At 61.3% G+C, this 23,944-nt stretch carries 26 protein-coding genes; 5 read left to right on the forward strand and 21 right to left on the reverse strand.

The features are described from left to right. Positions 1–48: 48 nt before the first annotated feature. The 5 genes from ACIROY_RS07605 to ACIROY_RS07625 form a co-directional block, all read right to left on the reverse strand. On the reverse strand, positions 49–627 hold the full coding sequence (locus tag ACIROY_RS07605; RefSeq protein ID WP_402340963.1) for a TetR/AcrR family transcriptional regulator: 579 nt from the start codon (positions 625–627) through the stop codon (positions 49–51). Positions 628–721: 94 nt separating this feature from the next. Then, entirely contained in the window at positions 722–1,432 is a 711-nt protein-coding gene (locus ACIROY_RS07610) for a GGDEF domain-containing protein (RefSeq protein WP_402340966.1), read from the reverse strand. Then, positions 1,432–1,821, reverse strand: a complete 390-nt coding sequence (locus tag ACIROY_RS07615) for a DUF1987 domain-containing protein (RefSeq protein ID WP_402274081.1) — start codon at positions 1,819–1,821, stop codon at positions 1,432–1,434. The genes ACIROY_RS07610 and ACIROY_RS07615 overlap by 1 nt, the downstream gene beginning before the upstream one ends. A gap of 73 nt (positions 1,822–1,894) precedes the next feature. Further along, positions 1,895–2,467 carry a SiaB family protein kinase gene (locus ACIROY_RS07620; RefSeq protein WP_402274084.1) on the reverse strand — a complete coding sequence of 191 codons (573 nt, stop codon included), beginning with the start codon at positions 2,465–2,467 and terminating at the stop codon, positions 1,895–1,897. Positions 2,468–2,472: 5 nt separating this feature from the next. Further along, entirely contained in the window at positions 2,473–3,756 is a 1,284-nt protein-coding gene (locus ACIROY_RS07625; protein ID WP_402340968.1) for a SpoIIE family protein phosphatase, read from the reverse strand. A 303-nt stretch (positions 3,757–4,059) separates the two neighbouring features. Here ACIROY_RS07625 and ACIROY_RS07630 point away from each other — a divergent pair, with 303 nt between their 5' ends. Genes ACIROY_RS07630 through ACIROY_RS07645 form a run of 4 tightly spaced genes read left to right on the forward strand, consistent with a single transcriptional unit; the run spans position 4,060 to position 6,920 of the window. Continuing rightward, positions 4,060–5,076, forward strand: a complete 1,017-nt coding sequence (locus ACIROY_RS07630) for an ABC transporter substrate-binding protein (protein ID WP_402340971.1) — start codon at positions 4,060–4,062, stop codon at positions 5,074–5,076. Positions 5,077–5,097: 21 nt separating this feature from the next. Beyond that, positions 5,098–5,865, forward strand: a complete 768-nt coding sequence (locus ACIROY_RS07635; protein ID WP_402274090.1) for an ABC transporter permease — start codon at positions 5,098–5,100, stop codon at positions 5,863–5,865. Beyond that, entirely contained in the window at positions 5,853–6,593 is a 741-nt protein-coding gene (locus ACIROY_RS07640) for an ABC transporter ATP-binding protein (protein ID WP_402274092.1), read from the forward strand. The genes ACIROY_RS07635 and ACIROY_RS07640 overlap by 13 nt, the downstream gene beginning before the upstream one ends. A 27-nt stretch (positions 6,594–6,620) precedes the next feature. Then, entirely contained in the window at positions 6,621–6,920 is a 300-nt protein-coding gene (locus ACIROY_RS07645) for a hypothetical protein (protein ID WP_402340974.1), read from the forward strand. 155 nt (positions 6,921–7,075) lie between these two features. Here ACIROY_RS07645 and ACIROY_RS07650 read toward each other — a convergent pair whose 3' ends face one another. Both ACIROY_RS07650 and ACIROY_RS07655 read right to left on the reverse strand, forming a co-directional pair. After that, positions 7,076–7,675 (reverse strand): LysE family translocator, encoded by a 600-nt coding sequence (locus ACIROY_RS07650; RefSeq protein ID WP_402340977.1) that lies wholly within the window; start codon positions 7,673–7,675, stop codon positions 7,076–7,078. Positions 7,676–7,862: 187 nt separating this feature from the next. Next, positions 7,863–9,065, reverse strand: coding sequence for an ammonium transporter (locus ACIROY_RS07655; RefSeq protein WP_402340979.1), 1,203 nt, complete (start codon positions 9,063–9,065; stop codon positions 7,863–7,865). 384 nt (positions 9,066–9,449) lie between these two features. On the opposite strand from ACIROY_RS07655, the gene ACIROY_RS07660 reads away from it, so the two are divergent. After that, positions 9,450–11,117, forward strand: a complete 1,668-nt coding sequence (locus ACIROY_RS07660; protein ID WP_402340982.1) for an alkaline phosphatase D family protein — start codon at positions 9,450–9,452, stop codon at positions 11,115–11,117. Positions 11,118–11,158: 41 nt separating this feature from the next. Here ACIROY_RS07660 and ACIROY_RS07665 read toward each other — a convergent pair whose 3' ends face one another. The 14 genes from ACIROY_RS07665 to lptE form a co-directional block, all read right to left on the reverse strand. Continuing rightward, the gene (locus tag ACIROY_RS07665; protein WP_402274950.1) at positions 11,159–11,959 is read right to left on the reverse strand and encodes an IclR family transcriptional regulator; all 801 of its coding nucleotides are present in this window, start codon (positions 11,957–11,959) and stop codon (positions 11,159–11,161) included. 141 nt (positions 11,960–12,100) lie between these two features. After that, complete coding sequence (locus tag ACIROY_RS07670) at positions 12,101–12,826, reverse strand: SDR family NAD(P)-dependent oxidoreductase (protein WP_402274103.1); 726 nt, start codon at positions 12,824–12,826, stop codon at positions 12,101–12,103. Between the two features lie 27 nt (positions 12,827–12,853). Then, entirely contained in the window at positions 12,854–14,143 is a 1,290-nt protein-coding gene (locus ACIROY_RS07675; RefSeq protein ID WP_094565389.1) for an MFS transporter, read from the reverse strand. A gap of 128 nt (positions 14,144–14,271) precedes the next feature. Next, complete coding sequence (locus tag ACIROY_RS07680) at positions 14,272–15,006, reverse strand: SDR family NAD(P)-dependent oxidoreductase (protein ID WP_402274106.1); 735 nt, start codon at positions 15,004–15,006, stop codon at positions 14,272–14,274. A 16-nt stretch (positions 15,007–15,022) separates the two neighbouring features. Continuing rightward, complete coding sequence (locus ACIROY_RS07685; RefSeq protein ID WP_402274109.1) at positions 15,023–15,550, reverse strand: 2,4'-dihydroxyacetophenone dioxygenase family protein; 528 nt, start codon at positions 15,548–15,550, stop codon at positions 15,023–15,025. A gap of 361 nt (positions 15,551–15,911) precedes the next feature. Next, complete coding sequence (locus ACIROY_RS07690; RefSeq protein ID WP_402274111.1) at positions 15,912–16,814, reverse strand: LysR family transcriptional regulator; 903 nt, start codon at positions 16,812–16,814, stop codon at positions 15,912–15,914. Positions 16,815–16,834: 20 nt separating this feature from the next. Then, a complete protein-coding gene (locus tag ACIROY_RS07695; protein ID WP_402274113.1) occupies positions 16,835–17,659 on the reverse strand; it encodes a dioxygenase in 825 nt (274 codons plus the stop codon). A 66-nt stretch (positions 17,660–17,725) separates the two neighbouring features. Beyond that, positions 17,726–18,148, reverse strand: a complete 423-nt coding sequence (locus ACIROY_RS07700) for a DoxX family protein (protein ID WP_402274115.1) — start codon at positions 18,146–18,148, stop codon at positions 17,726–17,728. A 135-nt stretch (positions 18,149–18,283) separates the two neighbouring features. Then, entirely contained in the window at positions 18,284–19,525 is a 1,242-nt protein-coding gene (locus tag ACIROY_RS07705; protein ID WP_402340985.1) for a class I SAM-dependent RNA methyltransferase, read from the reverse strand. A 177-nt stretch (positions 19,526–19,702) separates the two neighbouring features. Further along, positions 19,703–20,308, reverse strand: coding sequence for a 2-hydroxychromene-2-carboxylate isomerase (locus ACIROY_RS07710; RefSeq protein ID WP_402274119.1), 606 nt, complete (start codon positions 20,306–20,308; stop codon positions 19,703–19,705). A 32-nt stretch (positions 20,309–20,340) separates the two neighbouring features. Beyond that, entirely contained in the window at positions 20,341–20,763 is a 423-nt protein-coding gene (locus ACIROY_RS07715; protein ID WP_402340988.1) for a CopD family protein, read from the reverse strand. 211 nt (positions 20,764–20,974) lie between these two features. Further along, complete coding sequence (locus ACIROY_RS07720; RefSeq protein WP_402340991.1) at positions 20,975–22,246, reverse strand: glutamate-5-semialdehyde dehydrogenase; 1,272 nt, start codon at positions 22,244–22,246, stop codon at positions 20,975–20,977. 125 nt (positions 22,247–22,371) lie between these two features. Then, complete coding sequence (gene holA, locus ACIROY_RS07725; RefSeq protein WP_402340994.1) at positions 22,372–23,391, reverse strand: DNA polymerase III subunit delta; 1,020 nt, start codon at positions 23,389–23,391, stop codon at positions 22,372–22,374. Between the two features lie 3 nt (positions 23,392–23,394). Next, a complete protein-coding gene (gene lptE / locus ACIROY_RS07730; RefSeq protein WP_402340997.1) occupies positions 23,395–23,934 on the reverse strand; it encodes an LPS assembly lipoprotein LptE in 540 nt (179 codons plus the stop codon). Positions 23,935–23,944 lie beyond the last annotated feature (10 nt).

A 23,944-nucleotide genomic window follows, 5' to 3' on the forward strand; every position in this document is an offset into this window, starting at 1 on the left:
ATTAGTCCAAAATAAAGCAAAAAAAACGAGACGCGTCCAGGCGCCTCATTAACGAAAACTGCGCAGCGCCATGTCTGCGATGCCGGCCAGCATAGCCTCTGATGCGCCTGCGCGTGCTGCGACTTTGATGCCGGTCAGGGTCGCCAACACGAACTGGCTTGCGTTTGCGACATCGAGATCGGCGGCAAAGTCGCCGGCGTCAATGGCTTCGCGCACGCGGCGTTCAACTGCGCGCGTCAGCAGCCGGCCCATGGTGTCGGTCAGGCCGACAACCTCTGGTGAACTGCGGCCGAATTCGCAAATGGCCGAAATCCCCAGGCACGAAGGCTGGCTGTCTTCCAGCGCGCGCGCCACGGCATGCGTCAGTAAGGCCGTCATTCCGGCCTTGCCGTCGGCTGCGCTTTCGAGCGCCACAAGCTGTGCCCCGATGCTGTCCGAGGCGTACCGCTCCAATGCTTCGAGATAGAGTTTCCACTTGTCGCCGAACGTGTCGTACAGGCTCTGACGACGGATATCCATCGCAACGAGCAATGCTTCCGTCGAGGTTCCTTCGAAACCGTGCTGGGAAAAAACAGCGATCGCACGCGCCAGCGCAACGTCGCGATCGAATTCTTTGGATCGGGCCATGAGAGGAGCTTAAATGTTCTGGAACGATCTGTCAATAATTGACGGCAACGTTGGTTTGAATATGAAAGCTTGCAGCCATGGAAATACCTGCGAATTAACTATCGCGCTCAACCCGATTGCGGCCGCCGTGCTTGGCCTGGTACAGCGCCGCATCGGCGCGCGCATAGGCGTCTTCAAAGTCGCTGCCGGCCTTGCTCCAGGATACGCCGAAGCTGGCTGTCACCGGACGCGACGGCAGGCAGGAAAACAATTCTCCCGCAATCGCCAGCCGGACTTTCTCCGCCAGCTGCACTGCGTCGTCCAGCGAAGCGTCACGCAGCAGCACCGTAAATTCCTCACCGCCGACCCGGCCGATTTCACCCTTGCCGTCCAGCGGCTTGCGCAGGCGGTTGACCAGCTCGCGGATCACGGCGTCGCCGGCAGGATGGCCGAACTCATCGTTGATGCGCTTGAAGAAATCGATGTCGAGCACGATCAGCGACAGCGACGAATCTTCCAGGAAGCGATGCGCCAGGTCGAACACCGCGCCGCGATTGAGCGCGCCGGTCAGGTTGTCATGCCTGGCCTTGTAGTCGAGCTCGTCGCTGAGTTGCTTGAGGCGTGAGTTGAGCAGGTTGAGTTCGCGCTCGGTGCGGTCGCTGCGCGCTATCAGGCGCCGGCTTTCGCGCATCAGCTGGCCATAACCTTGCACCAGTTCCTTGAGCGCGACGCGATACTCATTGGCGCTGACGACCTCGCTGGCCAGCACATCGTTGGCGTTGGCCAGCACGGCCGTTTCGGCTTCAAACAGGTCGATGTCGCTCATCAGCTTTTCACCGCGTGATCGTTGAACACCAGGTCAGGGAAGTCTTCCATCAATTCCTGGCCGAACTCGAAGATGGTGTCGTCGTCTTCGTCGTGGTACCAGTTCAGCACGATCTCGGTGCCGGCTTTCGCCTTGTCGTTGAGCGCGCCGAACAGCGAGAACAGCATCTTGGTGCTGGAGCTGTTGAAGTAGGCCAGCGCGACGTTGACCGTGACCGCCGTTGCGTCGGTATCCGCGGTCAGGAAGCTGCGCAGCGCGGCAATGATGTCGCCCCAGAATTGCGCCGCGTTCTCCGGATAGGATTCGCCCTTCAGCGATAGTCGCCGCTCGTCGAAACGAAAATCGACTTCGGGGGAACTCGGGCTTGCCGCTATAAATAAATTGTCCATATGCTCATTCTTGATAGGCAGACAGGCGGTGGCGCCCGTCGTTGTTTTTTGTTTTCTGATGTGTTGCGGGTCCTCAGATGGTCGCCCGCAAATAAAACATCGAGGTGCCGTGGTCTTTGCCCTGGCCGCTCGCCGGTGACAATTCAAACTCCAGCGGCGCGCTGGCATCGCGCGCCATCGTCAGAAATCCCAGTCCCGCGCCCTTGCTGTCGGCAGGCGTTTCGGCGCGCAGCGTTTCCTTGTACTCGAGCTTGATCTCGTCGATGGTCAGCGAGCGCAGATGTTCCAGCTTTTCGCGCAGTTTCTCCGCCACGTCCGCATTGACCGGATTGGCGCAGTGCAGGTAATAGCGTTCGTCGGTCAGCGAAATGAATACTGCGCCATGGCGCATGGAGGCCTCGCTGTTGCCTTCCTTCTCATACGAATCCGCCGAGTAATGCACGATGTTCTGCGCCATCTCGATAAAGGAGGAAAACAGTTTGCGGCGCGTCTGCGCCACCGCGCCGGCATGCTCGACGCGCAGCTTAACCGCATCGGCCATGGCCGCAATGATGGTCTGCGAAAAATAGCCGACGTAATAGAAAATGACGTCGCGTCGCTCGACGTAACTGTGGAAATCATCCCACTGCTTTTGAATATTGTTCATGCCGCTCATGCTGTTCTGCTGCCTGGTGGATGGTTGATAACGGAGTCGCCCACGCGGAAGCCGAAAAAGGTCAGATCGTCGCGACGGCGTTGCTGGCCTTGGTAGAGGCGCTGTTCTTCCATGATCTTTTTTCCGACTTCCGGCATCGGAAGGTCGCGATGCTCCAGCAAGGCCTTGCGCAGTCGCTGTTTTCCGTAGGCAATGTTCTTCGGTCCGCCGATCTGGTCGATGATGCCGTCGGTGGCGATCATGACGATGGCGCCGTCGCTTAGCTGCACCTCGCGATTGCTCCATTGCATGTCGTCGGGCGTGTCGACGTAACCGAGTCCGGTGCGCTCGCCGTCGAAGGTCTGCAGCATCTCTGCACCGGGCTGCAGCGTCAGCAGCGACATTTTGGCGTTGGCGCAGGTCAGCCGCTGCGAGCCTGCATCGAACCAGAAGAAACAGGCATCCATGCCGTCATCGGATTCGGACAACTGCGTTGCAGCCGCGTGCTGCCCCAGCACCTGCTTCATGCTGCGGTTGACTTCGCCCATCACCAGCGCGGGGTCGCGCGGACCGTGCTGCTCCAGCGCCTGCTTGATGGATGACGAGGCGATCAGGGTCAGGAAGGCGCCCGGCACACCATGCCCGGTGCAGTCCGCGACTGCGGCAAACCAGCCGTCGGGGAAACATTCCAGATGATAGAAATCGCCGCCGACCACGTCGCGCGGTTCCCACACCAGGCAGGCGTCGCCGATGGCCTGCGCCATTGCGGCGCGCGAGGCGCTCAGCATGGCGCGCTGGATGACGCTGGCGTAGTCGATGCTTTGCATCACCTGGCGATTCTTTTCGGCTTGCAGCTCGACCAGCATGCGCATCAGTTCAAGGCCCGAGCCGAGCCCTGCGAACTTGCCGCCGTCGACGATCAGGAAGCCGTCGGCCAATGTCTTGTCACCCGAGGCAACCGCCAGCGCGCCAAGCGTCTCGATGGGCGTGTCGACTTCGACGATCAGCGGATCCTTGTCCATGAACGCGATGCAGCTCTTCTTTTCGTAGAGCTCGCGGTGATACGGCTTGGACATCTGCGACATGAAAATATTGCGACTGATCAGCCCGATCGGATGTTCGTTCTCGAGCACCGGCAGGCTCACCAGTTCGCGATGGCGGCTGAAGACTTCCAGCACCGTGGCGTTGTTTTCCTCGAACGTGATCACCGGCACGTTCACCGCCAGGGCGTCGGCCGTCGGCTGCTGCAGGTGACGGCCCATCATCGGCGTGAGGCTGAAATCGGTGTGAGGCTGGTTCATATCCCGGATAAGCAAAACATGTTGTTTAACATGCAATTTTAATCAGCTTGTATGACAACGATATGACCTTCGCAAGCGTCGCGCGCGCAGCAGGCCGCGGACGTCAGGGAAGCGAAAGGGGAAGAAATATGGTGCCGGTATGTTTCCCGACCGCCGGCTCCGGTAGGTGCAATGCAAATTGCGCTTGACCGGGATTTTAGGGAGCGATTTTTACCGGAGTATGACCGCAAAGACATGCAGACGGATTCCTCTATAATCACCGGCTGCGTCGATTGCGCTTACTTCTTATCGGGAAAGAAAAAAATGAAGCGATTGTTCATCCGGGTCGTGCTGCCGCTGATGTTTGCACTGGCCGGCACCCAGTCTGCCGTGTCCGCACCGATCGAAGTCGGCTACATGCCGATCATTCCCGATGCGCAATTGTTCATTGCACTGGAGCAAGGCACTTTCCCGAAAGACGGTGGCGCGCCCAAGCTGGTCCAGTTCCAGAGCGGCCCCGCCATGGTGCAGGCGCTGCTGGCCGGCCAGCTTGACGTTGCGTACGTGGGCATCGGCCCGGCGCTGGTGGCGCGCGCCAAGGGCGCCGACATCAAGGTGGTGGCGTCCAATATCGTTGAACAGGTAAGCTTCGTCGCACTCGGCGAACTGGCGCCTTACTTCGCTTCGGGCGATCCGGCTGCGGCGGCTTCGGCGTTCACGCGCTTTGCCAAGGACAAGGGACGCCAGGCCATCGTCGCCAGCTATCCGAAGGGCGCCGTACCGGAAGCCGCGTTGCAATACTGGCTGCGCAACCGGATCCGCGCCGACGTCTCGCAACTGAAGCTGATCTATCAGGGCGAATCGCAAATCCAGGAATCGCTGCTGACCGGCGCCATCGATGGCGCCGTGATCCTCGAACCGACCACCACCAACGTGCTCGGCAAGTCGCCCAAATCCAAGGTCATCGCGCGCGGCTCCGACCTGTTTCCCAAGCAACCCGGCGCGGTCCTGCTGGTGCGCGAAAAGATACTGCGCGAACAACCGGCGTTCGTGAAGGCCTTGCTCGCCGCGCATATTTCCGCCACCAGGCTGCTTGAGAACGAGCCGGCCAAGGCTGCGCCGATGGTGCAGAAATACGTCGGCGGCGGTCGCCTGCCGGTCAAGCTGGTGGAGCAGGCGATCCGCAATTCCAAGGGCCAGTTCGTCGCCGATCCCAACACCATCATTCCCGCTACGCTGGCGCTGCAGAAATTCCAGGCCGATACGGGCACCTTGTCCGGACCTGCAGTGGATGTGCCCAAAATGTTCAATACCACCTTCTACGATGCCGCCGCGCATTGATGCAGCGAGCGCCGCGCGACCATGCTGACTCGCACCTATTCCCTGCCGACGCGCATCGCCTACGGCGTTGCCGGCGTGGTCCTGTTCGTGCTGCTGTGGAAGGCAGTCGGCGTGTTCGGCTGGGTCAATCCCGGTATCCTGCCCGATCCCTTCCTGCTGCCCGAGGCCTTCCGGCTTGAATGGGAAAGCGACCGGCTGTTGCCGGCGATCGGCTCCAGCATGATTCATTACGTGTGGGGACTGAGCCTCGGTGCGCTGGCGGGCATCGTGGTCGGCCTGGCGGCAGCGACGGTGCAGCGCTTCGACATGCTGCAAGCGTATGTGACGCGCATCCTGCGGCCAATTCCACCACTGGCCTGGGTGGTGTTCGCCATCGCCTGGTTCAAGGTCAGTCACGCCGGCGCCGCCTTCGTGGTCGCCATCGGCGTGTTCTGGGTCAACTATTTCGCCACCTACAGCGCGGTGCGCAACATCGATCCGCGCTTCTATGAACTGGCGCGCAGCTTCGGCCAGGGCGGCTATTGGCGCCGCTCCGTCAGCATCACGCTGCCGGCGATTGCGCCGGGCCTGCTGGCCGGCATCCGGACCGGCATTGGCCAGGCCTGGATGACATTGATCGCGGCGGAGTTGCTCGGCGTCCCCGGCATGGGCCAGGAGATGAACGCCGCCGCCGGCGTCGGCGCCTACGATGCGGTGGTGGTCTACATGCTGGCGATTTCTGCGGTGTACGCGGCCACCGATCTGCTCTACGTCCTGTTCGAAAGGAAGGTGCTGGCATGGCGTCCGTAATCGAATTCGACCAGTTGTCCTACTCTCATCCGGGCGCGACCACGCCGGTGATCCAGGACTTGTCACTGGACATCGAGGCCGGCAGTTTCGTCGCCATCGTCGGCGGTTCCGGCGTCGGCAAGTCGACGCTGCTGCGCACCGCCGCCGGCTTGCTGACGCCCGACTCCGGCGAGATGCGTTTCAACCTGCCGCAACGTCCCGGCCGCCGCCGGCGCGCCATCGTGTTCCAGGACAGCCGCCTGCTGCCGTGGCGCACCGTGGATGCCAACATCGCCTACGGGCTGGAGACGCTCGGCATCGACAACCAGGAAAGCGCTGCACGCGTGGCCGAAGCATTGCAACTGACCGGTCTCGCCGACCTGCACGATCGCTGGCCGCATCAACTTTCCGGCGGCCAGGCGCAACGGGTCGGCATCGCACGCGCGCTGGCGGTCAAGCCGGACATCCTGCTGATGGACGAACCGTTCAGCGCGGTCGACGCGCTCACCCGGCGCAACCTGCAGACCGAACTGATCCGCATCTGGCAGGCCACCAATTCGGCCGTCATGTTCGTTACCCACGATATTGAGGAAGCGGTGTACCTGGCCGACCGCGTCGTGGTGCTCGGCAATCGCCCGGCCACCGTGGTGGAAAACCTGCACATCGATCTGCCGCGCCCGCGCGATCGCAACGCGGCTGAATTCGCTCAGTACGTTACGCATCTGTCGTCATGGCTGGGTGTGGAATAAGATCCGCGACTATTACTGGAGACCTCCATGGAAAACCTGCGACTGATCATTCACGCTCCCACCGCCGGCGCCCTTGAACGTGGCCGCCGCAATCTCGCCAATCTGCTCAAGCAGGCGCCCACCGCGCAGGTCGAACTGGTGATCAATGCCGGCGCGGTCGCTGCTGCGCTGGATACGCCATCCCCGCTCGATAGTCATCTACGCATCTGTCGCAACACGCTGGAAGCAAATCTGTTCACCGCACCGGACGGCGTGAGCGTGGTGGCTGCGGCAGTGCTGCATATCGCGCAGCGTCAGGCCGAGGGCTGGGCTTACATGCGGGCGTGAGCGGTGAGGAATGGAAGCGTTCGCGCGACATCATGGCGTGTCTCTTGAAAAGAAAAAGCCACCTCAAGGGGTGGCTTTTTCTTTGACCGGGTTTGTTTGCAACAGCGCTTGTAAATACAGTATCAAAGAAGCGCTCTCCCTCCTCGCGGCAATGTTTATCGAAACGCCGTCCAGGCGATGAGTGCCGAGAACATCCCCAGCGCTACCGAACTTATTTGCTGAATCTTGCGGGGACCAATGAAGCTCAGGCGCTTGGTATTCAATGCGCTACCTACGCTGATCCAGAGAGCGCCTATCGGCGCCAACAGGCAGGTAAAAGGGACCATCGCGAGTGCGTAGGCCGGCAAGGTTTCGAATGCGTGCGGTGGAAAGATCACCAATGCGAACAGCAGTCCTTTCGGATTCAGAAGGGTCGCCACAAACAATATTCTTGGCGTGATGCTTCTTTGTTGCGGCGTCTGCAATAACCTGGCGTCACGCCAGACCTTGATTGCCGTATAGGCCAGGTAGCCACTGCTGGCGACTTTAACCAGCGTGGCAATCCATGGAAATTGCACTTGGATTGGCGCCAGCAATATGCCCCACAGTGAAATTGAGAGAATGTATCCGGCCAACTCAAAGGCGAGTAAGGGCAGGGCGCGCCGAATGCCCAATCCCAAACCGGCCAAAGCCAGCAGGGTGTTGGTGGGCCCCGGTGTCAGCAGAATCACCGCGACACTGAGCAAGAAGACAAAAGAGTGGAAATCAAAAGACATGAAGATCAGAGCCGGTCAGTGTGTGCGAATGCGATCGCAGGGCGGTACGGTTTGCACGCAGAGCGAGAGATCTTATTGTTGTCAGGCAGTATATGACATGCTGTTGATATTGAATATCAAACAGGGCGTGCAGCTTGCCTGTCACGCCCTTGGATGTCGGTGCCGCCTACTTGATTTTCATTGTCCATCACCAACTGGTGTCCCGCTCCGCCGTCGATGAAATCTTGTGGATCGACAGATCGGCGCCTTCGAATTCCTGTTCCGGATCGAGGCGAATGCCGATGGCTTTTTTGAGCAAGCCGTAGACGATCCAGCCGCCGATGACGGCGATGCCGATGCCGAGCAGCGAGCCGCACAGTTGCGCCATGAAGGACACGTCGCCCAGGCCGCCCAGCGCCTTGGCGCCGAAGATGCCGGCCGCCAGTCCGCCCCAGGCGCCGCACAGGCCGTGCAGCGGCCACACGCCGAGCACGTCGTCGATCTTCCATTTGTTTTGCGTGCGGGTGAACATCCAGACGAAGATCGCGCCGGCGATGCCGCCGGTGACCAGCGCGCCCAGCGGATGCATCAGGTCGGAGCCTGCGCATACCGCCACCAATCCGGCCAGCGGACCGTTGTAGACGAAGCCCGGATCGTTCTTGCCCATCACCAGCGCCACCAGTGTGCCGCCGGCCATCGCCATGAGCGAATTGAGCGCGACCAGGCCATTCATCTTGTCGAGGGTTTGCGCGCTCATGACGTTGAAGCCGAACCAGCCTACCGTGAGGATCCAGGCGCCCAGTGCGAGGAAGGGGATGTTCGACGGCGGGTGCGCGGCGATATTGCCGTCCTTGGTGTAGCGTCCGCGTCGCGCGCCCAGCAACAACACTGCAGGCAGCGCGATCCAGCCGCCGACGGCGTGGACCACGATGGAGCCGGCGAAATCGTGGAACTCGGCGCCGAATGCGTTCTTGATCCAGGCTTGCACGCCGAAGTGCTGGTTCCAGGCGATGCCTTCGAAGAACGGATACACCAGGCCGACCAGCACTGCGGTGGCGATCAGTTGTGGATAGAATTTGGAGCGCTCGGCAATGCCGCCGGAGATGATCGCCGGGATGGCGGCTGCAAACGTCAGCAGGAAGAAAAACTTCACCAGTTCAAAGCCGCTGCGCGCCGACAGGACTTCGGCGCCGCTGAAAAAGCTGACGCCGTAGGCAACGTAATAGCCGACGAAAAAGTAGGTAATGGTCGATACCGCGAAGTCTGCGAGGATTTTGACCAGCGCGTTGACCTGGTTCTTGCGTCGCACGGTGCCCAGTTCCAAAAAGGCAAAGCCGGCATGCATCGCCAGAATCATGATCGCGCCGAGCAAAATGAAGAGCGCATCGGCACCATTTTTGTGATCATCCACAGAAAAATCTCCCAATAATTGTGCAAAAATATTTTAAAAGCACTCTATTAAGCAAATTTCATTCCATTTCGGTGCAAATTATTAAGCGACTGAATTTAAAAGGGATTTTTTTGAGGTTCCTGGAGCCGCGTGGAAATCGCACGTAAATCGTGCGAAATGATGCGTCCGCTTGGTGCGTCGTCAAAAACGAGCCGCTTGCGCAACTGTTGGCGTCTCGCCAGGTTTATTGGCAGGGAACGGAAGTCATTCAGGGTTTGGGTGGAGCAACATCGAGAATCTCAATACGAGTGATCCCGGGTCTGCACAGGTCGGCATTTGTTCATGGAACGGTCACATTGCATTGCTACATTGCAATTTTCCATATGATCAGCCAAGGAGTCCGCCATGTCCGACGATGCAGCATCTTCCTCTTCGCCGTCTTCACCATCATTGCCTTCGTCCCCGTCCGCACCTTTGTCTCCGCCTTCACGCCGCGATTTTCTGCGTGATGCGGCGCTCGGCGCCGGCGCGCTGTTGAGCGCAGGTTCGCTGACGTCCGCATTCGCCCAGCAGGCGCCTGCCGTTGTGACCTCGGAACGCTTGCGCCCGCAGGTCGACAGCGGCGCCATGAGCGGCGACATCACGCGCGATGCGGCGATGCTGTGGAGCCGCACCGATCGCGCGGCGCGCGTGGTGGTGGAGTATTCGGTCCATGAGAATTTCAAGAACACGGTCACGGTTGCCGGTCCCGCCGCGCTGGCGCGCAACGATTACACCGCGCGTGTGGATCTGCGCGGCTTGCCGGTGTCGCAGCGGCTGTATTACCGCCTGCGCTTTCATGACTTGCAGCATGAGTCGGCATGGAGTGCGCCGGTGACCGGCAGCCTGATCATTCCCGGCGGCGGTGAGCGTGACATCAGCTTCGCGTTTTCCGGCGACGAGGCCGGGCAGGGCTGGGGCATCAACGAAGCCTGGGGCGGCTATCGCGTGTATGAAACCATGCGCCGCTTCAAGCCGGATTTCTTCATCCATTCGGGCGACCAGATTTATGCCGACGGTCCGATCCAGGCCGAAGTGAAGCTCGATGACGGCAGCATCTGGCGCAATCTGGTGACGCCGGCCAAGTCCAAGGTCGCGCAGACGCTCGACGACTATCGGGGCAATTTTGCCTACAACCTGATGGACGCCAACAAGAAGCGCTTCATGGCCGAGGTGCCGTTCCTGGTGCAGTGGGATGACCACGAGGTGCGCAACAATTGGTATCCGGGCCAGGTGATCGGCGCAGCGGAGAAGCGCTATCAGGAGCGCGAGCTGGATGTGCTCAAGCAGCGCGCACGGCAGGCGATGTTCGAGTACAACCCGTTCCGCATCGACGTCGCCGATCCTGAGCGCATCTATCGTTCATTCAACTACGGTCCGCTGCTGGAAGTATTCATGCTCGACGAGCGCAGCTACCGCGGCGCCAATTCGCCGAATCGCCAGCCGCTGCAAGGACAGGACGCGGCTTTCCTCGGTGCGGCGCAAATGCGCTGGATCAAGCAGGCGCTGCTGCGCTCACGCTCGACATGGAAAGTGATCGCCAGCGACATGCCGATTTCCATCGTCGTGCCCGACCTGAATGCGGATGTACCGCAGGGCACCTTCGAGGCGTGGGCCAACGCCGACAACGGCAAGCCGTCCGGGCGCGAGCTGGAGGTCGCGGAGCTGCTGCGCTTCATCAAACGCCACAACATCAAGAACGTGGTGTGGGTGACGGCCGATGTGCACTACGCATCGGCGACTTACTACCTGCCGGAGAAGGCGCAGTTCACCGACTTCAAGCCGTTCTGGGAATTTGTCGGCGGGCCGCTGCATGCAGGCACCTTCGGCCCCGGCGAGATAGACCGGACGTTCGGGCCGGACGTGCGTTATGTGAGCATTCCCGCCGACATGAAACAGAACCGCTCGCCGGCGGATCTGTTTCAGTTTTTCGGCATCGCCAAGATCGATGCCAGGACCAAGGTCATGACGGTGTCTTTGCACAATGTCGAGGGAAGCAAATTGTATGGCGTGGAGATCGCGCCGGAGGTGTAAGCGGATGGAGTGATCTGCGGCGGTCCGCGTCAGGGGCAGTGTCAGCGACCCGGGCCGGACAGCTTCTGCGTGATCAGCTTGCAGGTCGACAGCAGCGGATCGATCAAGGCCTGCTGCAATTGCGCGGGTTTGCGGAACAGCGGAATGCTGACGCTGATGCAGGCGACCGGCGTGCCTTCAGCGCCGAAGATAGGGGCGCCGACGCAGAAGATCTGGGCTTCGTTCTCTTCGCGATCTTCGGTGTAGCCGCGCTGTTGGGCCACGGCGAGTTCGGCGCGCAGGACGTCGAGGTCGGTGATGGTGTGTTCGGTGAACTTCTGCATCCTGACCGAACGCAGCAGGCGATTGCGGGTGGCCTCGTCGAGCGCAGCCAGGTAGGCTTTGCCGACCGAGCTGGAATACAGCGTCACGCGCGTGCCGACGCGCGAGGTCATGCGCACGGCTTGCGGGCTTTCCAGCTTCTCGATGTAGACCATGCCGTTGTCGCTGGGCACGGCCAGATGGACGGTCTCGCGGGTAGTGTCGCGCAGCTGTTGCAGGGCGTCGATGGCGGCGGTGCGCACATCCGAGCGCGACCATGATTTGCTGGCGAGATTGATCAGGCGCGGGCCGAGTTCGAAATGGCGCGTGCGCGGATTTTCCACCACCATGCCTTCGGCCGTCAGCGCCGCCAGGATGCGGTAGACGGTCGGACGCGGATAGCCGCTCAGTGCACTGAGCTGGGCAATCGACAGCGGCGCGTCCTGGTCGGCGATCAGCTGCAGCACGGCCATGAACTTGGAGAACGCGGCGGTGCCGGCGATTTTGGGATTGTCTTCGGCGGCGGTGTCGGAGGTCGGCATGAGCGGCATGGGCATCGGGTGTGAAGCCGGGAAAAGGAAATCAGGGGAGGAGCAGAACTGCAGAGGGGCATTATAGCCGAGGGTTTTCCCGGCACTGCGGATAGGGCGGCAGCGCCGGGAAGGTAATGCGTTACTGCAGGATCAGGACACCAGATAGCCGCCGTCGACTGGCACCACGGCGCCGGTCATGAAGGAGGCTGCCGGCGTGCACAGGAAAGCCGCGACATTGCCGATGTCTTCCGGCGTGCCCCAGCGATTGAGCGGCGTGCGTTGCAGGATAGGGCCGGAACGCGCCGGATCTTCCTGCAGCGCCTTGGTCAGCGGCGTCGCGATCCAGCCCGGCGCCACCGCGTTGACGCGGATGCCGTCGGCGGCGTAGGCGATCGCCAGCGACTTGGTCAGTTGCGCCACGCCGCCTTTGCTGGAACTGTAGGCCGGCACCAGGCCGCCGCCGAAGAAGCTCAGCATCGACGCCAGGTTGACGATGCAACCCTTGCTCTCTTTCAGCAGAGCGCGCGCTGCGGAGCAGATGCGCATGGTGCCGGTCAGGTTGACCGCGATCACCTGTTCGAACACCTCGACCTCATGCTCGGCGCCGCGCTTGATGATGCCGGCGCAGTTGATCACGATGTCGAGTTGCTGGATGCCCGCGAACAGGGCCTTGACGCTGTCTTCCGAGGCCACGTTGAGTTCGGCCAGCGTGACGCCGGTGCCGTCGAACTCTTCCGTGGCGAACGGCGGCAAGCCTGCCGCGATGACCTTGGCGCCCATGGCGGCGAGCTGGCGCGCCACCGCGCCGCCGATGCCCTGGGTGCCGCCGGTGACCAGCGCGGTTTTACCCTGGAACAGATTGGGAGTGAATGTCATGTGCTTTCCTTCAGATCGAAAATAAAATTACGCTGCTACCCGGTCGCCTTCGATCGGCTTGTTCACCACGAACATGTACACCAGCGCGGCAGCGAATGCGACTGCGGCGCTGATCAGCAGGGCGTTGACGAACGAATGGGTCTTATCGACCACGATGCCGGTGATGAGCGGAGCGAGTGAGCCGCCGAGGTAGCCGCCGAAGTTTTGCAGGCTGCCCAGCGAGGCCACCAGACGGCGTGGGATCGCCACGCTGACCAGCGCCCATGCGCCGCCGCTTGCCATGTTCACGAACGCCATCGCCAGCGAGATGTAGACAATCGCCATGAAGGTGCTTGGTGTGTAAGCAGCAGGAATGGTGAACGCGCCCGCACCGATCAGGCCGGCGCAGATCGGCCACTTGCGGCTGCGGATCGGCGCCATGCCGCGCTTCATCAGACCGTCGGCGATGTAGCCCGAAGACAGCATGCCCAGCGTGCCGAAGATGTACGGAATCACCACCACCCAGCCGGTGCGTGCAATGCTCAGGTGACGTTCATGTTCGAGGTAGGCAGGCAACCATGTCAGGTACAGCCACACCATGTAGATCACGCCCATGAAGCCGAACAGCATGCCCCAGGTGGTGCGGTATTTGAACAGGCCTTTCCATTCGTGCCAGGTCAGCTTGGCGTTGGCGTTCGGGTCGTTGTCGGTGCCGTCGGCGAGGTACAGCATTTCGGACGGCGTCAGTTCGACTTCATTGCGGTTGCGGTAGAAGATGTACCAGCCCACTGCGACCGCGATACCGGCGATACCCATGATGACGAACATCATGCGCCAGCCGAAGGACAGCATCAGCACGGTCAGGATCGGCGGCGCGAGGGCCGGGCCGATGGTTGACGAGGCGACGAAGATGCCGGTCGGGCCGCCGCGTTCGCGCACGGCGAACCATTCGGACACCACTTTGGCGCCGGCCGGGAATTGCGGCGCTTCACCGAGGCCGAGGAACACGCGCGCCACCAGGAACTGATGCAGCGAACCGACGAAGCCGCCGGCCAGTTGCGCCACCGACCACACCATCATGCCGGCGCCGAGCATCACGCGCGCGCCGAACTTGTCGAGCATCGCGCCGATAGGCAATTGCGAGAAGGCGTAGGCGAGCGAGAATGCGGACAGCAGCAGGCCCATCTCCGATGCGCTCAATCCCAGCTCCTGGCTGACGGAATGATTGGCGATGGACAGCGTGCTGCGGTCGAGGTAATTGACGATGCCGGCAAGCATCAGGAACGTCAGTGCGACCCACTGAATGCGTTTGAGCTTGCTGCTCTTTTGGACTTCCATGTTGTCTCCAATGTAAATGAAAGCGCTGCAGGTGTGCTGCAAAAAATTCACCTGCCTGCGCCGTCTCTGCGGTGCTTGTTGCAGTTTGATGAAACATCCGACCACTTGTGGCGGTCGGACGGGTAGTACTAATACGTTGCGCGTCCGCCCGACAGATCGAACACCGCGCCGGTGTTGAACGTGCATGAACCGGAGCACAGCCACGCCACCATCTCGGCCACTTCCTCGACATAGCCGAGACGGCCCATCGGGCTCTTGGCGATCATCGTGGCGACGTGCGCCGGGCTCATCTGTTCCAGCAGCGTGGTCTTCACCGCGGCCGGCGCCAGTGCGTTGACGAGGATGCCGGCGTTGGCCAGCTCCTTGCCGAGTGACTTGGTCAGCGCCAGCACGCCGGCTTTCGAGGCGCTGTAGGCGGATGCGTTGGGTGTGCCTTCCTTGCCGGCCAGCGAGGCGATGTTGACAATGCGGCCTTGGCCCGCAGCACGCATGGCGGGCACCACCGAACGGCAGGTGTGGAACACGCCCATCAGATTGACGTTGACGATGCGATGCCATTCGTCGACGTCGTACTCATCCAGCGGCACGGTCGACCCGGCAAAGCCGGCGTTGTTGATCAGAAAGTCGATGTGGCCGCGCGAGGCCAGCAGGCGTTGCGTGGCGGCGTCCACCGACGCGGCGCTGGTGACGTCGACGGTGTCCTGGCCGTAGGGATAGTCGGCGACCGGCTTGAGATCCCAGCACACCACTTCGGCGCCGGCCTGGGCCAGGCGCGCGCTGATGGCCGCGCCGATGCCGCCGGAGCCGCCCGTGACGACGGCGACGGCGCCCTGGAAGTTGTAATCGGCTTGTACGTAGCTCATCGGATTGCTCACGTCTTCAGCGCACGAACTGCTGCACGAAGTCTGCGCCCAGGCCGACCTTCTCGTAATGCGCCTTGCACATGTCGAGCTTGGTGAAGACGTCTTCGTAGCCTTCGAACTTGCCGAACGGATCGCAGTAGTACATCACGCCGGTGATGTGGAAGTAGGTGATCATTTCTTCCACGTCTTCCGGTACGTACAGGGTGTGGGTTTCGCCGGGCGGTTCGAACACGTAGCTGCCTTGCTCGGCGATCCAGTTGTGTTCCAGGTAGCGCCAGCGGCCCTTTAGCACCATGCCGTGCACGGGAGCCGGGTGGCGATGGCGGCTCAGCACGCCGGACTTGCGTACGCGCAGCAGGTTGGTCCAGTAGCCTTGCGACACGTTCAGGCACAGCGGACGGAACCAGACGTTCTCGGCTTGTGGCACCCAGACTTTTTCGTCGTCGGGAATGGCCGAGTTGACCACGATTTCCAGCGGCGCTTCTTTCGGGTTCGGGTATTGGTAGGGCATCATTTTCGATGCCTCGGGCGTGGTGGGTTGCATGCCTATTCTCCTCAGGTTTCAGTAACTGTATGGGTGGCGACTACGGCCTTTTTATTATTCTCGGTCGTCCAATATATGGACATGTAGTCTGTAATGTGGTCACTTTGAGGCAATCTGAAAAGTATGTCAAGTCACCGGTTCACAACGGAAACGCTCTGAATGCGAGTCCGACAGGCGGTTTTGCAGGTATCCCACGCCGGTTTGAATTGGTCAGACCATTCAGCGCGACGAGCGCGGATTGTGCGCCTTAAGCGATGCGAAGAAAAGGGAGATGAAAAAAAATCCGCAAGCGAGCGGATTTTTTCATGTCGTCAGCTTGCGGTCAGCAAGCGTCCATTTGCAATTGATGAAGTGGCGATGATCAGTGATCTTCCCATGTCGCTTCCTCAAAAGCATGCACGAGGAAGTCGATGGTGGCGCGCACCTTGGCCGGCAAATGCGTTCGGCTCGGATAGACCGCGTAGATGCCCAGCTCGACGGAGGTGTAGTCGGGCATCACGCGCACCAGTTTGCCGCTGCGGATGTAGTCGTTGAGCATGAAAGTCGGCTGGCGCGTGATACCGATCCCGGCCAGCGCGGCGGCCACGCAGGTGTCGCCGTTGTTGGCGTGCATGCGCACGTTGGTCTTGACGCTGACGGGACCGTCCGGACCTTCGAAATGCCATTCATCCTTGTCGGCCGAATAGCTGTAGCCGAGCACCATGTGGTCCTTGAGATCTTCCGGATGCAGCGGCGTGCCGTGGCGTTCCAGATAGTCGGGCGCGGCGCACACGACGATGCGCGTCGAGGCCAGCTTGCGATAGATCAGCGACGAGCTCGGCAGGCGCGCGATGCGGATCGCCATGTCGTAGCCTTCTTCGATGATGTCGACGATGCGGTCCGACAGCGTGATGTCGAGCTTGATGCCGGGATAGCGTTGCAGCAGGCAGGGCCAGACCTTGACCAGGTGCAGCACGCCGAAGGTCTGCGGCACGTTGATGCGCAGCAGGCCGGTCGGATCGGTGTTGCCGGCGGTGAGCATCTGGTCGGCGTCTTCCAGCGCGGAGACGATCTGCTTGCAGCGATCCAGATACAGCACGCCGGCTTCGGTGAGTGAAAGCCGGCGTGTCGTGCGTTGCATCAGGCGCGTGCCGAGACGCGCTTCCAATTCCAGAATCGTGCGCGACACCGCGGCCTTGGACACATTCAGCGCGTCGGCCGCCTTGACGAAGCTGCCCAGTTCGGCCACGGCGATGAAGCATTCGATTTCGCGCAGTTTGTTCAAGCGAGGTCTTTCCGGACAGGTTATGCCGCAGCAGGCAAATCGGCGAGGATGGACGATTGCGAACCGAAGGCAAAGGCGTCCATGCGCAGACTATGATACGTCGAACCGCTGTCAAGATGCACCAATTGCGTCCAGTCGTCGGCTGCCCCCATGGCGAAAAACAGCGTCAGCAGGTGTTCGTCGGTCGGATGCGTGCGCACTGAATGCGGAGCCGATTCGCGATAGCTCAGCAGCGCTTCCAGATTGCCGCTCTGCATCTGCGTCAGGAACCATTGCAGGAACTCCAGCGTATGCGGAGCGTCTCCGGCATCCGCGTCGTTGCGGCGCAGTTCGCGCAGGTTGTGCGTGAAGCTGCCCGAGCCGACCAACAGGATGCCTTCCTTGGCCAGCGGCGCCAGCAACTGGCCGATGCGGTAGTGATAAGCCGGCGGCTGATGCGGTTGCAGCGACAACTGGACTACCGGAATATCGGCTTGGGGATACAAGTAGCGCAGCGGCACCCAGGCGCCGTGATCGAGGCCCCAGCCGCCGTCGGTCCGGGCAGGCAAACCGGCGTCGTGCAACAAGCCGGCGACGCGTTCTGCCAGCTCCGGAGAACCGGCGGCCGGATAATCCAGTTCATACAATTCCTGCGGGAAACCGCCGAAGTCATGGATCACGCGTTGCTTGGCCAGGTTGCCTGCGCGCGGCGCCTGGGTTTCCCAGTGCGGCGAGACGATCAAGATGGCTTTCGGCGTGGGCAGGCGCTCGCCGATGCTGCGCAACAGCGGCCCGGTCCTGCCCGGTTCCACCGCCAGCATGGGCGAACCGTGAGAAACGAAAAGCGATGGCAATGCGGTAGACATGGCAGTACTCCGAAAAGAGGGAAACCCCGCGGGGACTTCAGCTCCGCGCAGGTTTCAAGATAATGATTATGCAACGTTGTTCAGGCTCTTGCGCTTGACGGCGAAGGCGCCGTTGCCGAGCAGGTAGACCGCGATCAGGGCAACGATCCACATGGCCAGGTATTCCCAGCCGCCCTTGGGGTTGCTGAAGAAGAAACCGTTCTTGCCGTGCACCGTAAAGATGGCGCCGACCAGGTCGATCGCAAGGGGGATGGCCAGCAGGTCGCCGTAGAAGCCGATCACCAGCGCGATGCCGCCGACCACTTCCAGCAGGATGATCAGGTAAGCGAGGAAGCCGGGCAGGCCCAGCGACTCAAAGAAAGCGGCAGTGCCGGGCAGCGTGAAGACGAAAATCTTCATCGCGGCATGCGCCAGGAAGAACAGGCCCGCCGTGACGCGCAGCAGGAAGGCGGCGTAATCGGCTTTGGTGTTGAGGGTAGTGGTGGTCATGTTGGCTCCCATTGATGAATGAGGCCACGATTGGCCTCGATGGGAGCAACTGTAAGGAAAAGCGAGCTTGGGATAAATACAGCGTGGCGGGATGAATTGTTTCGGTGACGTTGACAATCATCCCGCCAAGGGTGCTTAAGCCTGCTCAGGCTTGGGCTTGGCCGCCTCGCGGCGGTTGAAGCCTTCCACCATGTCGAAGCGGAACAAACGGCATTCCAGCGCACCGTTGAAGAACGGCGTCTTGCGAGCTTCCTTCAGGCGCAACAATTTCGGCAAGCCGAGGTCGGCCGAGAACAGGAACACGCTCCAGCCGGCGAAGCGCTGCTTGAGCGTGGTGCCGAAGGCGCTGAAGAAGGCGACGAACAGTTCGTCGGTCGGCACGGCCGCATCGCCGCGCACGCTCAGGCGCTCGCCGTACGGCGGATTGGTCAGCATGATGCCGGTGCTCGGATTGCCGTTGGCGTCGACCGGTGGCTTGACTTCCTGCGCTTCGATCTGCTTCAACGGCACCTCGAACTGGATGCCGGCCTTGCGCAGGTTGCTGCGCGCGATATTGACCATGTCGCCGGAAATGTCGCTGCCGAAGATCGTCGGCACGGTCGGCAGTGGATTCGGCTTGAAATCGCCTTTGATCGCCAGCCAGGCTTCGGCGTCGAAGTTGCCGAATTTTTCAAACGCAAAACGGCGGCGTGCGCCCGGCGGAATGCCGGCCAGCATCTGCGCCGCTTCGGCCAGGATGGTGCCGGAGCCGCACATCGGGTCGAACAGAACCATGCCCGGCTTCCAGCCGCTGGTGCGCAACAGGCCGGCGGCGAGGTTTTCACGCAGGGGCGCTTCGCCGGTGTCGTCGCGCCAGCCGCGTTTGAACAGCGCTTCGCCGGAGGTATCGATATAGAGGGTGAACGTGTGCGCGTCGAGGAAGCCCGAGATGCGCATGTCCGGCGTCTTGGTGTTGACCGATGGACGCTCGTCGAAACGCTCGCGGAAACGGTCGCAGATGGCGTCCTTGATTTTCAGCGTGGCGAATTCAAGGCTGCGCAACGGCGACTTGACTGCGGTGACGTCGACGCGGATGGTGTGCGACACCTCGAACCAGTTTTCCCATTCCTGCTCGAGCGCCATGTCGTAGATGTCGTTCTCGTTCTTGTATGAGCCGTGCGCCAGGCGCAGCAGCACGCGGCTGGCGATGCGTGAGCGCAGGTTGAGGTGGTAGGCGCCGAGCATGCTGCCGGAGCAATGCACGCCGCCGGGAACCTGGGTATGCACTTTCAGGTTGGCGTCGGGGCCGGCCAGCTGGGCGATTTCATTGAGTTCTTCCGCGAGGGCGATTTCGAGGCCGCGCGGGCAGGGGCAAAAATAGGAATAATTGGTGGTCATGAGGGGTACCTTTTGTCCGTTGGGGTTGATGCCTGGGTCGCCGCACAACCTGATGTCGTGTGGCGGATGCTTCTTCCGGCGGCGTTGACGGCATCTTCCGATCTGCGCCGCCGGATTCCTGCTTGCGCGGGAATGACGAATTTTTATTGCTGGTTCTGCTATTGCTTCTACTTCAAATTACTTTTCGGCAAACGCGCGTTCGACGAAGTCGAGGCGATCCTGACCCCAGTAGCCTTCGCCGTCGACGATGAACCACGGCGCGCCGAACACGTTGGCGGTGGTGGCTTCTTCGCTGAAGCGGTCGAACTCGGCCTGGACGCTGGCGGTTTCCGAGGACTTCAGCAAGCTCGCGCCGTCGTGGCCGAGGCCGTTGGCGATCGCCAGCAGGGTGTCGGTGTCGGCGATGTTCTTTTCTTCTTCCCAGATCGCGCGCATCACTGCGCCGGTCAGTTCAAGCGCGGCATTGGTGCCGTGCGCCAGTTGCGTGGCGATGATCAGGCGCGCGGCGACGTCGCTTTGCACCGGGAAGTAGGTCGGCTGCAGGTTCATCGGCAAGCCGAGGAATTTGCTCCAGCGTTCCAGTTCCTTGAGGCGATAGGCCTGGCGCTGCGGTGCGCGCTTGGCCAGCGGCAAGCCGCCGGACTGGCCGAAGATCTTGCTCAGGTCGAACGGCTTGAGCACGACCTGGACGTCGTACTGCTTGGCCAGAGCGACGAAACGCGCATGTCCCAGATAGGCAAAGGGAGAGTGCGGCGCGAAGAAATATTCACATACCTTGCCCATGAAGGACTCCGTAAAAGGATGAATCAGAAATATCAGAAAGGTTTGACGACCACCAGAATCACGATGGCCAGCAACAATAATACCGGGACTTCGTTGAACCAGCGGAACCAGGTGTTGCTGCGCTTGTTTTTGCCGTTTTCGAACTTTTTGAGCAGCGAGCCGCAGGCGTGATGGTAGCCGATCACCAGAATCACCAGCGCCAGCTTGGCATGCATCCAGCCGTTGCCCGGGCCTTTGCCGATGCCGATGACCAGATACAGGTACAAGCCCAGCGCGATGGCAGGAATCGCCAGCACGGTGGTGAAACGGTACAGGCGGCGCGCCATGCCGAGCAGGCGCTCCCTGGTGACGGTCTCGGTTTCCTGCGCCAGGTTGACGAAGATGCGCGGCAGATAGAACAGGCCGGCGAACCACGAGGCGATGAACACGATATGCAGGGCTTTGATCCAGAGCATGCGGCTTCCTTTTGGCGATTGGCTGAGAACCTGCTTGCGATCTTACTGCGAGGCCATGATCCGCGAATTGGCAATCCTTGGGCGGTGCTCGGAATCCTCATGTACCGAAGTACACTCCAGGGTTGCATAACTGAGCTCCGCTCCGGCCGCCACCGGCGATGACCTTTCGCTACAGATCGTAAACAGGTTCTGAGAGGTAAAACGATAAGGCTTACTGGCGTACTTGTCCTTGTCCCAGCACGACATACTTGAGCGAGGTCAGGCCATCCAGTCCGACCGGGCCGCGCGCGTGCAGCTTGTCGTTGGAGATGCCGATCTCGGCGCCGAGGCCATATTCGAAACCATCCGCAAAACGCGTCGAGGCATTGACCATGACCGAGGCCGAATCCACTTCGCGCAGGAAACGCATGGCGCGCGTGTAGTCTTCGGTGACGATGGCGTCGGTATGCTGCGACGAGTAGGTGTTGATGTGGTCGATCGCTTCATCCATGCCGGCGACGATTTTCACGGCCAAAATCGGCGCCAGGTATTCGGTGCTCCAGTCTTCCTCGACGGCTTCCTTGAGCAGCGGATAGCCGGCCAGGATCTGACGGCTTTCCGCGTCGCCGCGCAGCTCGACGTCCTTGGCGCGGTACAGCTCCGCCAGTTTCGGCAACACCTCGGCGGCAGCGTCGCGCGCCACCAGCAGCGTTTCCATGGTGTTGCAAGTGCCGTAGCGATGGCACTTGGCGTTGAAGGCGACGTCCAGCGCTTTTTGCAGATCGGCCTTGTCGTCGATGTAGACGTGGCAGATGCCGTCCAGGTGCTTGATCATCGGCACCTTGGATTCCTTGATCAGGCGCTCGATCAGTCCTTTGCCGCCGCGCGGCACGATGACGTCGACGTAGTCGGTCATGGTGATCAGCGCGCCGACGGCGGCACGGTCGGTGGTCTCGACCACTTGCACCGCGTCTTCGGGCAGACCTGCGCCGGCCAGGCCTTCCTTGACCAGTTTCGCCAGCGCCTGGTTGCAATGGATCGCTTCCGAGCCGCCGCGCAGGATCGTGGCGTTGCCGCTCTTGATGCACAAACCGGCGGCGTCCACGGTCACGTTGGGACGCGCTTCGTAGATGATGCCGATGACACCCAGCGGCACGCGCATCTGGCCGACCTGGATGCCGGTCGGGCGATACTTCATGTTGGAGATTTCACCGATCGGGTCGGGCAGTGCAACGATCTGTTCCAGGCCTTCGGCCATGGTGGCGATGGCCTTGTCGGACAGTGTCAGACGGTCGAGCATGGCATCCGACAAGCCGTTGGCGCGTGCCGCGGCCAGGTCTTGCTGGTTGGCGGCCCGTAGCGTATCGGCGTCGCGACGGATGGCGGCGGCGATCAGGGCCAGCGCGCGGTTCTTTGCCGCCGTGTCGGCACGGGCCATGGCGCGCGATGCCTTGCGGGCGCGCTGGCCGATGTCGTTCATGTAGTGTTCGATGTTGAGCGTCATGATGAATGTTCTCTTAATGGACTTGCACAAAACCGCCCCAGCGTCGTTGTACCTCCTAGCCGTACAACCGTACTGTCTTCGTCGGCACGCCTAGCTGGGACAATTTTGTGCAAGTCCTGACTAAATTAGTAACCTCGCGCGACTTTGAGACCCAGCTGCGACAACGCATCCCAGGCATCGCCCGAGAACGCCTTGGCGCGCAAGCCCTTGACCATCTTGTCGATTTGCGCGGCTTCCTGCAGCGCGGTTTGCAGCGTGGCCAGGCTGATGCGGCGCAGCGCCGGATCCATCAGCTTTTCGCGCGGACCCCAGATGCGGTATTCCTTGAGCAGCATGCCGAGCTGCTTGCCTTGCGCGACGCCGGATTTGAGCTTGAGCAGCGTGCGTACTTCCTCGGCCACGGCCCACAGCACCAGCGGCAGCGCTTCGCCTTCACCCTTCAACCCGTCCATCATGCGCATGAGGCGCGCGGCGTCGCCCGACAGCATCGCTTCGTTGAGCTTGAAGACGTCGTAGCGCGCCACGTTCAGCACTGCATCGTGCACCTGTTCGAAGCTCAGCTTGCCGGCCGGGTAGAGCAGTCCGAGCTTCTGGATTTCCTGATGCGCGGCGAGCAGGTTGCCTTCAACACGGTCGGCAATGAAATCCATGCACTGGCGGTCGGCGCTCTGCTGCTGAGCGGCGAGCCGGTTGCCGATCCAGCCCGGCAGATGTGCGCGCTCGACCAGCGGAATGTCGATGTACACGCCGGCCTGTTGCAAGGTGCCGACCCAGGCCGTTTTCGCGGTGGCCCAGTCGAGCTTGGGCAGGCTGATGATGGTCAGGTTGTCGGGGTTCAGGTTGGCGGCATATTCCTGCAACGCCTGGCCGCCGTCCTTGCCGGGTTTGCCGGTCGGGATGCGCAGCTCGATCAGCTTCTTGTCGCCGAACAGCGATTGCGACTGGTTGGCGGCGAGCAGTTCGCCCCATTTGAAGCTGCGTTCGACCACCAGCACGTCGCGCTCGGTGTAGCCGTTGGCGCGGGCAGTCTTGCGGATCTTGTCGGCGGCTTCCAGTGCCAGCAGATGTTCGTCGCTGGCGATGACGTACAGCGCCGACAGCGATTTCGTCAGATGAGTGTCGAGCGCATCCAGCCGCAGTTGCATCGCTTATTCCTCGACGGCGTCTGCGGTGCCGGCTGTGGCGTTTTTGCTGGCGGAGAGACGGCGCAGGATCTGCTGCACCAGGTCGCTCTGCATGTCGCGGTACAGCAGCGCTTCTTCAGCCTGCTTCGCCAGTTCCTGGTTTTCGTCGTAGGTAATGTCGCGCTTGAGCGTGATGTTGGTCAGCGGTACCAGAAGGGCGCCCTTGTTGTCTCTGACCACGAAGCTGAAACGTTGATACAGCGAAAATTCTCGTACGCGGCCGTTGGTATTCAAGGTCAGGATCTTTCTGTCGCGGGTGTCGGCGATCACTTGCAGCACCGCTTCCGCCTCCTCCTTGTCGGACACCACTTCCGCACCGCTGGCGCGGATGTAGCGCTTCAGTTCCGTGCCCAGCTGCGAGTTGTCCGCAAAGCCGAGGTAAATCGTCTTGAACGGCAGGTTCGCCGGCCCGCGCATATGAAAGCCGCAGGCGCTGAGCATGACCGCTGCCAGCAGCATCAGGAACCATTGCAGTACTTTGCGTTGGTGGAGTTGAAATGGCATGTGTGTGTCC

This window comes from Herbaspirillum sp. NPDC101396 (genome assembly GCF_044767365.1).
Taxonomy (GTDB): Bacteria; Pseudomonadota; Gammaproteobacteria; order Burkholderiales; family Burkholderiaceae_D; genus Herbaspirillum.